Raw genomic sequence first — 12,990 nt, 5'->3', positions numbered from 1 at the left:
TGGCCCAGCGGTAGCGTCCCGCAGATGGAGACCGCTGATCTGACCCCTCTCGAATCCCGCATCCGGTACGCCTTTCAACGGGGCGAGCCGGTCGACGTACGCCCGGAACACTCGAGCCCCGGCGCCACGAGCGGTGCGGACCGTTCGGGCGACGCCCCCGGCCCCTCGGTGCGAGCCGCGGCCTTGCGCAGTCTGCTGCTCTCCTCGCCGGTCGAGGGTGGCGAGATACCCGCGCTCCGTCTCAGCGGAGTCACCGTCGCCGGGCGGCTCGACCTTGCCTACGCGGAGATTCCGTATCAAGTGGAGCTCAGGAACTGCGACTTCGACATGCCGGTCGAACTGAGCGCAGCTCGTCTACGTCAGTTGGACCTCCGCGGATCGCGTCTGCCCTCGCTCACGGCGACCGGCCTGCGCATCGAAGGGGATCTCCTCCTCGCCGACTGCCGGGTCTCCGGCCCCGTACAGCTGGCGTACGCCCGTGTCGAGGGCAACATCAGTGCCGCGCGGCTGTGGGCGGAGAGCGAGGTCCACTTGGAGGCGGTCCAGGTGTCCTGTGCGCTCGATCTTGAGGATGCCCGGCTGCACAACCCTGGAGGCCATGCTCTCAATGCCGCCAGCATCAACGTCGGCACCGTCCTCAACGCCGGCGGCCTCGACGCCGAGGGCAAGGTGAGGCTCACCGGTGCCCGCGTAGGGGGCTGGATCTCCTTCATCGAGGCGCGGCTGCGTAATCCCGGAGGGGTCGCGCTCGGTCTGAGCAGCTGTGAGGCCCGCCAGCTCACCCTGCGCGACGCAGTGCCCATCGAGGGCGACGTGCGGCTGCACTACTCGACCTTCAAAGCGATAGAGGCCGATCCAGCTGTCTGGCCCTCCTCCGTCCGGCTGGACGGACTCGTCTACGAGTCGCTCTCGCCCCGGCTGCCCGCCGCCCGGCGGCTGCCCCTGCTGGAGCGTGACCCGGACGGCTTCGTACCCCACAGTTACGACCAACTGGCCCATTCCTACCGCGGTGCCGGTGAGGACGGCGAGGCGCGGACCGTCCTGCTCGCCGCGCAACGCAGACACCGCCGAACCATGGCCTGGCCCACGCGGATGTGGGGTCACGTCCAGGACGTGACCGTCGGCTACGGCTTCAGGCCCGCCCGCGCCGTGACCTGGCTCCTGGCGCTGATGCTGGTCGGCAGCCTTGCCTATGGCCTCCACGAACCACAGCGTGCCGAGGCGGGCAAGGGCCCCGACTTCAACGCTCTCGTCTACGCGGCAGACCTTCTGCTCCCGGTCGTCGACTTCGGCCAGGAGAAGGCGTTCACGCCCACCGGCGTGCACCAGTGGCTCGCCTATCTCCTCATCGCGGCGGGCTGGGTCTTCGCCACGACTGCCGCGGCGGGCGTCACCCGTAGCCTCAAGCGCCAGTAGCCGTGGCCGATGGGCCACACTCCTCTGTGGTCGTCGTCATCGGTGAGGTGCGCAAGCTCGCACGAACGCCAAGAGGAGCCACCGCACGTGGGTCTGCCCTGGGCGCAAGGCGGGCCGGCCCAACGCCGAATCCGCGATGACGGACGAGAGCCTCTTCGGCGATCATGGGCGGATGAGTCAGGAAGCCCAGGAAACCCAGGACAGCACAGATGTGAACGCGGCGATCGACGGCGAGCTGCGGCTGCTCGACCCCTTCGTACGTCTCTCCCGGTCTGCCGCCGAGGCGCTGCTCGACCCGGAGTTCGTCGAGGTCGGGGCGTCCGGGAGGCGGTGGACGTACGCGGAGATGCTGGACGCGCTGCCCGATCTGGACGGCGGAGGCGCAGACGGGCCGCGCTTCGAGACTTCCGCGATGACCGGGGTGGTGCTGGGGCCCGGGCTGGTGCACCTGACGTACGAGACGGTCTTCGACGGCCACCGGGCTTGGCGGAGTTCGCTGTGGCGCAGGCGGGACGGGGAGACGGCCTGGCGGTTGTACTACCACCAGGGGACGCCCGTGTCCGGGCGGGACGCTCGCCGAGCCTGAACGCTCTCGTTCACGGCCCCGTCAGCGGTGGTGCGGCCGGTGTGCGCAGGCCCAGGTGGTCGCGTGGGTCGGTGACGGCGTCCGGGTGGGCGGCCAGCAGGCGGGTCGCCGTGGGCAGCGGCATGCGGACCACCACCGGGCGGGGCAGCGTCAGTTCGCGCTCCGCCACCGTCGTACGGGAGGTGCGCACCCGGTCCGTCACCCGGGCCACCACCCGTACGTCCAGCGTGAATTGCACCAGCACCGACGTGAACTTCGGCTTGTGCAGCGGCATCGAGCCCGCTCCGTGCGCCGCCGCGCCGCTCGCCGAGCCCGCGCCGCCCGTGTTGCCCATCAGCTGGTTGAGGCGGAACTCGTCGGCGTTCAGCACACCCGCACCGAAAAGTCCGCGTGCCTGCCTGCCCTGTTCGGCCGCGCTCTGGCCTTCGCCCTGGGTGGGGCGCGGCGCTCCCAGGTGGCTCTGGGCGACCGTCTCGAACGTCATCTTGTCCCCGGCGCCCAGCACCCTGCCCGCCCGCAGCCGCGCGTGCACCGAGGCCTGGAGGTCCTGGCCCGACGCCCCGCTCGCGTGCACCGGCGGCAGCTCCGCCCCGGCGTTGGTGAGCAGCGGCAGGGCCGAGATCAGCCACTCGGTGGAGACCGCCTCGCCCAGGGTGTAGGCGGCGGCCTGGCCCTTCTGCCGGAAGCGGTCGCCGCCGCCCGCCGCCCGTACCGCCGCGTTCACCAACTCCCGTACGCGCGGCGCTCCCTGGAAGCCGTTCACCTGCGCCTCCATCGGCAGCGGCACCCCGTCGGCCCGCCAGGAGCCCAGTCCGGCCGGGTCGCCCGGCGGCCTGCCCGACAGGGCGCGTACGGGGGCCCGGCGCGGGGCGGTCATCCGGCGCAGCGCCGTGAGGTCGCTCTCCAGGATCCGGTGGACCAGCGACGTACGGCCCGTGGCGGCGAACGCCAGCCGACGGTCTCCCCGGTGCAGTTCGAGGGTGGCGATGACCGGCACCCGCATCTTCGCCGCCTTCGCCGTCTTCGCCTCCGCGACCGTCTTCATCCCCAGCTGGCCCCGCGCGGCCTCGCCCCGGCGGCGGCCGGAGCCCGAGGCGACACCGAGCCCGGCGGCGCCCCCGGCGCTCTTGACGGGCCCCGCCCCGCCGTCCGGTTTGCCGGAGCCCGCGAGGATGCCCTCCACCCCGGTGGTCGCCCCCTCGTCGTGCGAGGTGGCCTGCTGGGCGGCGGCCGAGGTGATGTACTCCATGTCCCGGCCGTCGTCCGCCGCCCCCTCCCAGGAGCCCGCGCCGACCCGGTCCACCTTGAACACCGCCCAGTACGGCGTCCTGCGGCCGTCCAGCAGCTCCACGGTGACGCCGCCGTCCATGGCGCTGCCCAGCAGTCCGGTGGAGCCGTCCCGGTCCAGGACCCGCAGCAGGCGCTGCACGTTGTCGTTGCGGTCGCGGAGCTGCTGCCGGGGCAGCAGGTCGTCGGCCAGGTCCTGTTGGCCGGTCCGCGCGAGGGCGCCGCGCAGTCGCTCCAGCAGCGGCACGAAGTCCGGCAGCTCCTCGATCATGCCGAAGCCGAGCGGCAGATCGCGGGCCAGGGTCGGGGTCGGGCGGGCCTGCCCACCGGACGCGGACGCGGATGCCGATGCCGATGCCGATGCCATCGCCGAGGCCGATGTCGAGGCCGGGGCCGCCGCTGATGTGGACGCCGCCGCCGGTGCCGCCGACGTCGACGCCTCGGCCGACGTCGATGCCTCCGCATCCAGCTTCAGCGCCTTCCGCGCCGACTCCGGCAGCTCCACCCCCGCCGCCCGCAGCTGCTCCGCCGTCAGCCACACCGCCGCCGCGCCCGGCAGGGTCCGGGCCGCGTCGGCGACGTACGGGCCGCCGCCGGTGACCTTGACCTCCGCGACCATCGTCACGAGCAGATCGCACCGTACGAGATACAGCGGGGCCTTCTTGGGGGTGTGGGCGTTGCGCTCCACGGTGCCCGACACCGTGGCGGCCTCGCTGTCGCCCCTGCCCGTCGTGCGGTACCCCGACAGCCCCTCGCCGACCCGCCACTCCGCGCCGTTCTGCACGCCGGTGGCGCCGACCTGGACCGTGCTGGAGGTGCCCTCCCCCTGCTGTCCGCCGGCCTGGTGGCCGCCCAGCACGAACGTCTCGGTGCCGGGGCCCGCCGCCTCGTGCACCAGCTGCGGGGCGGCCAGCGCCAGCCGGGTGCCCACCGCGCCGTTCAGCGCGGCCAGCCGGCGCGGGTACCGCAGGTTCTTCACCACCCAGCCGGAGGACGCGGCCTGCCGCAGCGCGGCCGTGATCGCCCGGGGGCTGAAGCGCTCCTCGACCGCCAGCCGGGGCGCCAGTCCCTCCGCGGCCAGCGCCGGGTCCTGGCGGCCCGCCCGGCCCCGGGCGGCGGCCCGGGACAGCAGGGCCAGGGCCAGGTCTCGGACCGGCTGCCCGTCGCCGATCGTCTCCACCAGCTGCCAGTCCCGTACGAGCTGCCCGGTGGCCGGGGCCGGGGCCACCCGGGACAGCTCGCCGATGCCCGCCGCGCCGACGGCCCGCTCCGGTCCTGGGGCCTGGTCGGCGCCCGCGTCCAGCCGTGCCTTCTCGTCCGTGCCGACAGTGAACTCGGACGGCGTCAGCAGCCGGATCTCCTGCTCCTCCATATGCAGCCCGGACAGCAGCCTGGCCTCCGGCGCGTCCCGGCCGGGGCCGCCCGGGGTCACGGCGCGGGCCAGCTTGCGCTGCCGTGAGGTCATGGTGACGTCCACGTTCAGCCGCAGCGCCGCCCCGAACGCGCTCGCCTTCTCCGACCCGTTGGTGAGGACGTCGGTACGGGTGGTGGGGCCGCCCTGGTTACGGCGGGAGCCCGAGCTCTGCCGCTCGTAGCGGGCCGAGCCCGTGAGGACGCCCGGCACCAGCCGGGCCTGGGCCAGCACCATGCCGCCGATGGAGCGCGAACTGCTGCGCCCGCTCTGCGCGTTGGCCCCGACACCGGAGTGGGCGCGCACCAGCCAGTCGTCGATCTCGCCGAGGTGGGTCGCCTCGCCCAGCTCGCCGTGGACGCGCAGCTGTACGTCATGGGAGTGCATCGCGGTCTTGCGGCGCAGCCGTACCCGGATGCCGGTGGAGAGCAACTGGTCCTTGTTCACCCGCAGGTTGGCCTCGGCCAGGGCGGCCATCAGCTCGCGGTGGTTGGTGCGCTGCGCCTCGTCCTCCTCCCTGCTGAGGCCCGCCTTCGGCGCGGTCGCGCCGAAGGCGGGCAGATAGCCGGTCAGCCGGGGGTCGGTGGCGAACAGCTCCTGTACGGCCTTCAGCATGGGCGCGGTGTCGAGCCGGCCGAGCGTCACGCTCGATCCCATCGCGCCGAAGGGCAGGTGCCGTTCGTCTTCCGCCGTTTCTTCGCCCTCTTCGGCGTCCGCCCCGGAGCCCGCCCGCTGCGGCCGCTCCGGGCTCTTGATGAACGCTTCCGCCGTCACCCCGGGCGGCAGCGGCAGCCCCAACTCCTGGGCCTCGTCGGCCCGTAGCCCGACCCAGACGCGCATCGCGTGGGTGGCCTCCCGTGCCTCCGGGTGCAGGATCGCCCGGACCGACCGGGGCCCGGTGCCCTCCACGGTGAACTCCACCGTCCCGAGGTACAGCACCTTCTCGCCGCGCACCTCCGCGCCCTGGCGGCTGGAGACGGTCTGCTCGTTCACGCTGAACCGGGCCTTGCGGGCGGCGGCGACCGGCATCGCGGTGGCCCGCACCACGGCCGCGTTGGCCGCCGCCCCGACCCCGATCGCCGGGCCGACGCCGCCCGCGACGGCACGGCCCTTGCCCGCCGACTCGGTCGCGGTGTGCTGGGCCTGCTGATGGGTGCGGAGCTGCGTCTTGCCGGTGGCCCAGGCGGGCGACAGCCCGGTGACGACGGCGCGCATCCGGTAACTGCCCGCGCTGCTGCCGTCCTTGGAGTACAGATCGTCGCCGGTGACGCCGCTGCCCAGCAGCCGGGGCAGGTCCTCCAGCACGGTCGCGGTGGCGGTCGCCTCGTACAGCCGGGAGCGGCCGGGGGCGCCGGGCGCGGTCAGGGACGGGTGCAGGACGGAGGCGACCGCGTCGAACAGGCCGCCGCCGCCCTGGTGCGGCCCCTCGGTGTCGGAGACGGCGACCGGGGCCAGCGAGTCGGCCAGCGCGACCCGCCGCGCGAGGTCGTCGGCCACCGGCTGCGGCCGGGCCGGCGCCCCGGTGCCGGCCGGGATCAGGTGCTCGGTGGGCACCCGCTGGGTGAGGCCGCCCGAGCCCCGGAAGGTCTGCTCGTCGCCACCCGCCTGGGGCCGAATCCGTACGACGTACAGCACTCGGCGCGACACTTCCACCGAGCCCTTGTCGCTGCGCAGGACGCGGGGTTCGGCGACACCGCGCTGGGCGCGGGAGTCCCGTGAGGACTGCCAGGGCTGGACGCTGCCGGTCGCCGCGCCGCCCAGCCACAGACCCGGTGCGACCGGGGCGAGCCCGAACGCCGTGCCGCCGACGCCGGTGCTGGAGGAGTTGCCGGCCGTCCTGCTCGCGGTGGCCCCGCTGTTGTGCTGGACGTCGACCTTGGTCTCCTTGCCCTCCGCCTCGTCCACCGCGGCGAGCGGCGCCCCGCCCGGGTCCGGTGCGGCCGACGGCAGGTCGGCGGCCGGGTGGAATGTGGGCGGCCGATCGTCGGGCGCGGGCGCGATGCGCACGGTGACGTCGAACCCGTCGCCGCCCTGTGCGCCCTCCACCGCGAACGCGCGGCCCCGGCCGAAGAACGACTCGGGCCGCCCGGCCAGTTCGGCGGCGATGACGGCCACCGTGCCACCGCCGTGGCCCACGACGGCCGCGACGGCGCTGCCCACGAACTCCTGCCCGGTCAGCCCGTACGCGGTGGACAGTCCGCCCGCCTCCAGGTCCATCAGGTAAGGCGGCAGCACGAGCCCCTGCTCGGCCCGCTCGTCGATGGCCGGGGGCGGCGCGGCGGGCCGCTTCCCGCGGCGCAGCGCCCGGGTGGTGGCCTCGTTGCCCAGCATCCGCTGCAGGGGCATCAGGCCGCCGGGACCACCGCCGAAGACCCCCGGTCCGGCCGGAAGCCCGGCCCGGCGCGCCTGCTCGACATCCCCGGCCACGCCCCGCGTGCCCTCGGGTCTGCCCCCGCCGTCGCTCTCCGACCTCTCCCGCTGGCTCCTCCGCACGGCACCAACGTAGCCAGCGGCACGGCTGCCCAAGGCCGTTCGGGAGGCCGTACGGATGATGGCCGCCGACTCCTCATCCGCGCGCCACTTCCCGTACACCCGGCCCCCGGCTCTGGAGCCGACCGTCCGCGTCCACAGCCATCACGAGCGCGCGGTGCACCACGAGATCATGTGCGCCGGTCCGTCCTCCCGTTCGGCGTCAGGCGCTGACGTCGTCGTCCACGTCCTTCTCGCCTGCGACGAGCCTTCGGCCGAGACGCTTCCGTGCACGCGCCAGACGCATGGACGCCGCCTTCTCGGTGATCCCGAGCATGTCCGCGATCTCCGCGGTACGGAATCCGGCGATCATCAGGTGCACCCCCTGGCGGTCGTAGAAGTCGAGTTGGGCGACCGCTTCGGCCAGAACCACCGGCACGACCGCCTCGTACGTGGGATCGGCTTCAGGAGTGACCCGGAGCGTCCCTTGATGGAGGACATCCGATTCCCGGGCTCTCTTCCGCTCCGCGTTGGCGATGTGCCCCAAGGCGATCTTGTAGGTCAAGGTACGCAACTGGCGCAGGCCCACGTCGTCGCTGGGGACGGGCACCTGTTTGCGCCAGACGGTCAGCATCGTCTCGCTGGCCAGGTCCTCGGCGAGCCCGGAATGGAGCCTCGCCCGGATGAACCGGTGCACCTTCGGAAACATGTCTGTGAAGTACTCGACGTAGAAGGCATCCCTCATCCGACCCCCCTGCAGCGCCTTCGTCGGCGCATCACGCTGAGCAGGCCGTGTCGAATCGGCGTCCCCCCGGACGCCAAGTGCTCCCGCCAGGCCGACTGTCAGGCCGTGCTCAGGGATGCGCACTCCCCCACCGGGCAGCGTAACAAGGCCTGAACGTACGGGCATTCGGATAACTCGGCCAGGCTCGCCAAGTCGGCGTGGTCGGAGATTCGCCTAGCGATGCCTGTGGGATTTCGCGATCCCGTGACATCAGGTGGTTGAAGCCACTCCATCGACGCGGTGGAGGGCTCCGACCCACGGGGGGATGAAGTGAAGCGAGTGAATCGACCGAGACAGGGCGACGCTCAGGAGTCCGCGCTCACGGCAGGAGTGGCCGCGCCGAGAGGCAGAGCCGGTGTCGCACTCGTAGGTGCGCTGACACTGCTCGCCGGGCTGATGATGACCACGGTCTCCACGGCCTCGGCCGAACCTCGGAGTGCCTTGCCCGGCGTCACCCTGGCAGAGGACGACCTCGCGGCAGCCGTCGAGCACATCAACCGCGAGATCTACGTCGAAAAGCAGGACACGTCCGCAGCCGGCCTTCAGCGGTCGGTGAGCAAAGAGGCGTCAGGGCTTGCCGCCCAACCGCTCGCGCTCCACTCCCTCGCCGTCGAGGCGGACCGGATCGAGGACGTCGCCGAGCGGTTCCATGCCGACGGCAGGATCGAGGTCACCGACGTCGACACGTCGGTCGACAGCGTGGAGACCGATGACGGCGTCCGGTTCGTCACGTTGCACATCGCGAGGACCCTGGGCGATGGCCAGGTGTGGGAGGAACTGCAGCCGTTCGCGGTGATCGACGCACCGCTCGGCACGTTGCGGCCGGGCCAGTTCTTCGCCGTCGACGGCGACGCCGTGCAGTACGACCAGGTTCCCGCCGAGTTGCTCGACTTCGAGAGCGTGCCGAAGTTCGATCCGAACGAGTTCGCCGACCCCGATCCGCAGACGCCGCTCGTCCCCGCGACCGATCCGGCGGTCGAACCGTCCTCGATCGAGCCGTTGGACAAGGCCGAGGTCCCGGGCGGGATCGAGACCATGGCACTGAGCGCGGCCAACCGGACGAAGGTGAAGAACTACGCTCTGAAGTACGCGCTCAGCCCCAACTCCTCCTACCACAAGTGGTCGCAGGACTGCACCAACTTCGTGTCGCAGTCGCTCAAGGCGGGAGGCTGGAAGCACGATCTGGGCTGGTACCGCAGCGACGGCAACTGGTGGTACACCGGGAACATCGGTATCCGCGCTTCGTGGACCTGGGCCGGCGCCGCCAACTTCTTCCGCTTCGCGCGGATCGAGTCCAAGCGGGCAACGGGATGGTCGAACGTCTACCAGTTGCGGGCCGGTGACATCCTGCAGTATGCAAACAGCACCAGCTACAACAAGATGGTGCACTCGATGGTGACCACCGGACACAGCGGTAACGTTCCGCTGCTCTCGTACCACACGTCGAATACCAAGAACAAGCCGTTCACCGCGATCAACACCAAGGGCAGGACATGGTGGGCAAACAAGGTGTGAGCAGGCTCCTGGGCTGGGGTCGTCTGCCGGCATGGCTGGCCCTTCTGGCATCGGCCGGCCTGCTGGCGACGGGCTGCAGTGACAAGTCGGGCTGCGGCAGCGGTGCGGAGTCCGGCGAGGACGCCGTGCGTCAGTTCCTGAGTGCGGCGGCCCGGGACGACTCCGACGAGGATGTCTGCCGGTACCTCCAGGAAGGCGAGAACGTCGACGAGGCGGTGACCTGGGTCTCCGGGCTCGGCGCAGCCGGGGATGTCGACGCGCTTGATGTCCGTGAGGTGCGCGGCGACCGGATGGGTGCGGAGCACCGGTTCGTCCTCGGACCGTCATCGGCCCCGATCGCCGACCTGGCGGTCATCGAGAGCGATGGACGGTTCGTCGTGTCGGTGACCGGCAGCACGAAGAAGTAGGCCGCCGCCGCGCAGGGATTCCGCACACGTCCACACGTCCACACGTCACTGTGGCGTGGTCGGCCCCAGCCCCTCCTCCACCAGCGTCGCCCACTGCGCCACCACCCGCGCCCGCCGGGCGGTGTCGTCGGTGAGGAGGTTGGCGAGGCCGAGGCCGCGGGCCATGTCCAGCAGGCCCTGGACCGTCTCGCGGGCGCCGGGGCGGGACTCGTCGGCGCCGAGGAGTTCGACGGCGATGCGGTGGGTCTCGCGGCCCACCCGGGCCTCCAGCTCCGTGACGCGCGGGTGGAGCTGGGCCTCGTTGGAGGCGGCCACCCAGAGCTGGAGCGCGGCCCGGAACAGCGGGCCGGTGTAGAGGTCGACGAGGGCCGCGACGACCTCGGCGCGGCCCTGGACGGGCAGCGCGCGCAGGGCGGCGGAGCGTTCCTCGGCGACGTACTCCACCGCACCCGTGAACAGGTCCTCGCGGGTCGGGAAGTGGTGCTGGGCCGCGCCCCGCGAGACGCCGGCCCGCTCCGCGACGACGGAGACGGTGGAGCCCGCCCAGCCGTGGTCGGCCAGACAGGCCACCGCGGCCTCCAGGAGCCGCTGCCGGGTCGCCCGGCTGCGGTCCTGCTTGGGCGCGTGAGCAGCCCGAGGAGTGGTGGAGGAGGAGGTCACCGCACCCACGCTGGGTCCCGTCGTTCCAGGAAGGCCGTCATCCCCTCCCTCGCCTCGTCGGAGGCGAACAACGCGGCGGATCGGGCGATGAGGTCTTCGGCGTACTGGTCGAAGCTCCTCAGCACCGTAGCCGTGACCAGCTCCTTCGATGCGGCCAGCCCCTGCGGCGAGGCCCGGCGCAGACCGTCCAGGACCGGTACGAGCGCCTTGTCCACGTCCTCGGCGGCCACCGTCACCAGCGAGATCCTGGCCGCCTCCGCCGCGTCGAAGCGCTCACCGGTGAGGTAGTAGCGGTGCGCGGCCGTACCGTCCAGGCGCGGCAGCAGGGTGAGGGAGATGACCGCCGGGGCCAGGCCCAGGCGGGACTCGGTGAGGGCGAACGACGACGCCTCGCCCGCCACCGCGATGTCGCACGCCGCGAGCAGGCCGAGACCGCCCGCCCGGACATGGCCGTCCACCCGGGCGACCACCGGTTTCGGCAGCGCCACGATCTCCCGCATCAGGCCCACGAACGCCTCCGGGTCCGGCGGCGCCTTCAGATCCGCCCCGGCGCAGAACGTCGACCCCGTGTGGGCCAGCACCACCGCCCGTACGGTGTCGTCGCCCGCACACTCCGCCAGGGCGTCGCGCAACTCCCCCACCAGCGCCGCGGACAGCGCGTTGCGGTTGGCCGGGGAGTCCAGCGTCAGCGTCGCGATGCCCCGCTCCCGGGATGTGGCGATCAGGGTCACGTCTCGTCCGTCCTCTCCGTCTTCTCGCGGTCGCGCAGCTCGCGCCGGAGGATCTTGCCGGAGGCCGCCCGGGGCACCGCCTCGATGAACTCGGCCTGCCGCACCTTCTTGTACGGGGACACGCGCTCGGCGACGTACGCCATCACGTCGTCCGCCGTCAGGCCGTCCGCCGCCGGTCCCGATCCCCGGACCAGGAACGCCTTCGGGATCTCGTTGCCCTCGGCGTCGTACACCCCGATCACCGCCGCGTCCGCCACCTGCTCATGGGTCAGGAGCAGGGCCTCCAGCTCGGCGGGGGCGACCTGGTAGCCCTTGTACTTGATCAGCTCCTTCACCCGGTCGACGACGTACAGCCAGCCGTCCTCGTCGGTCCGGCCGACGTCGCCGGTGTGCACCCAGCCGTCCGCGTCGATCATGTCGGCGGTGGCGTCGGGGCGGCCCAGGTAGCCCTTCATCACCTGCGGGCCCCGGATCAGGATCTCGCCGTCCGCGCCCGGCTCGGCGTCCTTCGCCGGGTCCTCCAGCGACACGATCCGCATCTCGGTGCCCGGCAGCAGCTTGCCGACCGTGCCCGGCGGCGGCTGCTCGACGGAGAGCGGCACCACGTGCGTGCCCGGCGACAGCTCCGTCATCCCGTACGCCTGCCGCACCGGAGGGACCCCGAGCCGGGCCGAACACGCCGCCGCCAGCTCGGCGTCCAGGGGGGCCGCCGCACTCACGATGTACTGGAGCGAGGAGAGGTCGTACTCCCCCACCAGCGGGTGCTTCGCCAGTGCCAGCACGATCGGCGGGGCCACGTACAGGCCGGTGATCCGGTGCGTCTGGATGGCCTCCAGGAACTGCGCCAGGTCGAAGCGGGGCAGGACGACGACCGTCGAGCCGCAGCGCAGCGGCACGTTCATCAGGGCGGTGAGGCCGTAGATGTGGAAGAAGGGGAGGACGGCCAGGATGCGGTCGCCCTCGCCCATGGGGATGAACGGTCTCAGCTGCTCCAGGTTGGTCGCGATCGACCGGTGCGTGAGCATCACGCCCTTGGGTGTGCCGGTCGTGCCGGAGCTGTACGGGAGCGCCGCGACGTCCTCGCCGGGGTCGATCGCGATCTCCGGTTCGGGGGCGGTGGAAGAGAGCATGTCCAGGACGGAGGTGTGGCCCTCCGCCTGGTCGCAGACGTAGATCTCCCGGACCCCGCCCGTCAGTTCGGCCGCGCGGCGGGCCGTCGCCAGAAGCGGGGAGACCGTGACGATCCACTTCGCGCCGCTGTCGGCGAGCTGCTTGGCGAACTCCTCGGGCGTGGCCAGCGGGTGCACGGTGGTGACGGAGGCCCCGGCGCGGGTGGCCCCGTAGAAGACCGCCGGGTAGGCGATGGTGTTCGGGCTGTGCAGGGCGAGGACGTCGCCCTTGCGGAGCCCCGCCCCGGCGAGCGCGGCGGCGATGCGCCGGTGGAAGCCGTCGAGCTGGGCGTACGTGAGGGAGGTGCCGTTCGTCCCGTCGATCAGGGCGACGGTGTCACCGAACCCGGCGGCCTCGCCGAGGACCGCGTCGTGGATGGGCGTGTCGAGGGCCGGTACGTCTGCGTACTCGCTGCGGAACACCATGGCGGTCCCCTGTCGTCGCGGCTCCCCGCGCCGCCGGGGCGGAGGCGCGGGACGCCGTGCGGGTGTGGAGGGTCAGAATCACCCCTGTGAGGGAGGGATGGGGAGAGGTCGGACAGCGCGAAAACTCAC

General features: G+C 72.5%; 9 protein-coding genes. 4 read left to right on the top strand and 5 right to left on the bottom strand.

Translation table 11 applies throughout. The annotated features are described in order from the left end of the window. Positions 1-24 precede the first annotated feature (24 nt). Positions 25-1,416 (top strand): membrane-associated oxidoreductase, encoded by a 1,392-nt coding sequence (locus ACSMXR_RS21520; RefSeq protein WP_473169701.1) that lies wholly within the window; start codon positions 25-27, stop codon positions 1,414-1,416. Positions 1,417-1,588: 172 nt separating this feature from the next. Then, positions 1,589-2,002: a nuclear transport factor 2 family protein gene (locus ACSMXR_RS21515; RefSeq protein ID WP_137234788.1), complete on the top strand. Its 414-nt coding sequence runs from the start codon at positions 1,589-1,591 to the stop codon at positions 2,000-2,002. A gap of 10 nt (positions 2,003-2,012) precedes the next feature. Here the strand turns inward: ACSMXR_RS21515 and ACSMXR_RS21510 are convergent, their stop codons facing one another. Both ACSMXR_RS21510 and ACSMXR_RS21505 read right to left on the bottom strand, forming a co-directional pair. Beyond that, positions 2,013-7,193, bottom strand: coding sequence for a hypothetical protein (locus ACSMXR_RS21510; protein ID WP_473169700.1), 5,181 nt, complete (start codon positions 7,191-7,193; stop codon positions 2,013-2,015). 199 nt (positions 7,194-7,392) lie between these two features. Further along, positions 7,393-8,037 carry an RNA polymerase sigma factor gene (locus ACSMXR_RS21505; RefSeq protein ID WP_170994684.1) on the bottom strand — a complete coding sequence of 215 codons (645 nt, stop codon included), beginning with the start codon at positions 8,035-8,037 and terminating at the stop codon, positions 7,393-7,395. 312 nt (positions 8,038-8,349) lie between these two features. Here ACSMXR_RS21505 and ACSMXR_RS21500 point away from each other — a divergent pair, with 312 nt between their 5' ends. Together ACSMXR_RS21500 and ACSMXR_RS21495 are read left to right on the top strand one after the other, a co-directional pair. Further along, positions 8,350-9,468: an amidase domain-containing protein gene (locus ACSMXR_RS21500; protein WP_473169699.1), complete on the top strand. Its 1,119-nt coding sequence runs from the start codon at positions 8,350-8,352 to the stop codon at positions 9,466-9,468. Then, entirely contained in the window at positions 9,465-9,875 is a 411-nt protein-coding gene (locus ACSMXR_RS21495; RefSeq protein ID WP_473169698.1) for a hypothetical protein, read from the top strand. The genes ACSMXR_RS21500 and ACSMXR_RS21495 overlap by 4 nt, the downstream gene beginning before the upstream one ends. 45 nt (positions 9,876-9,920) lie before the next feature. On the opposite strand, the gene ACSMXR_RS21490 is transcribed toward ACSMXR_RS21495, so the two are convergent. The 3 genes from ACSMXR_RS21490 to ACSMXR_RS21480 are packed head-to-tail and all read right to left on the bottom strand — an operon-like array spanning position 9,921 to position 12,861. Then, entirely contained in the window at positions 9,921-10,544 is a 624-nt protein-coding gene (locus tag ACSMXR_RS21490) for a TetR/AcrR family transcriptional regulator (protein WP_137234784.1), read from the bottom strand. Then, complete coding sequence (locus tag ACSMXR_RS21485; protein ID WP_137234783.1) at positions 10,532-11,266, bottom strand: enoyl-CoA hydratase family protein; 735 nt, start codon at positions 11,264-11,266, stop codon at positions 10,532-10,534. The genes ACSMXR_RS21490 and ACSMXR_RS21485 overlap by 13 nt, the downstream gene beginning before the upstream one ends. Continuing rightward, a complete protein-coding gene (locus ACSMXR_RS21480) occupies positions 11,263-12,861 on the bottom strand; it encodes a 4-coumarate--CoA ligase family protein (protein ID WP_473169697.1) in 1,599 nt (532 codons plus the stop codon). Before ACSMXR_RS21480 ends, ACSMXR_RS21485 begins: the two co-directional genes overlap by 4 nt. Positions 12,862-12,990: the final 129 nt, after the last annotated feature.

Source organism: Streptomyces sp. DSM 106670 (genome assembly GCF_055792845.1).
This window is presented reverse-complemented; position numbering and strand designations above follow the sequence as displayed.

Excerpts from the sequence above, each read along its gene's own strand:
- ACSMXR_RS21520 (WP_473169701.1), top strand. The coding sequence starts at position 25 with ATGGAGACCGCTGATCTGACCCCTCTCGAATCCCGCATCCGGTACGCC.
- ACSMXR_RS21515 (WP_137234788.1), top strand. The coding sequence starts at position 1,589 with ATGAGTCAGGAAGCCCAGGAAACCCAGGACAGCACAGATGTGAACGCG.
- ACSMXR_RS21500 (WP_473169699.1), top strand. The coding sequence starts at position 8,350 with ATGATGACCACGGTCTCCACGGCCTCGGCCGAACCTCGGAGTGCCTTG.
- ACSMXR_RS21480 (WP_473169697.1), bottom strand. The coding sequence starts at position 12,861 with ATGGTGTTCCGCAGCGAGTACGCAGACGTACCGGCCCTCGACACGCCC.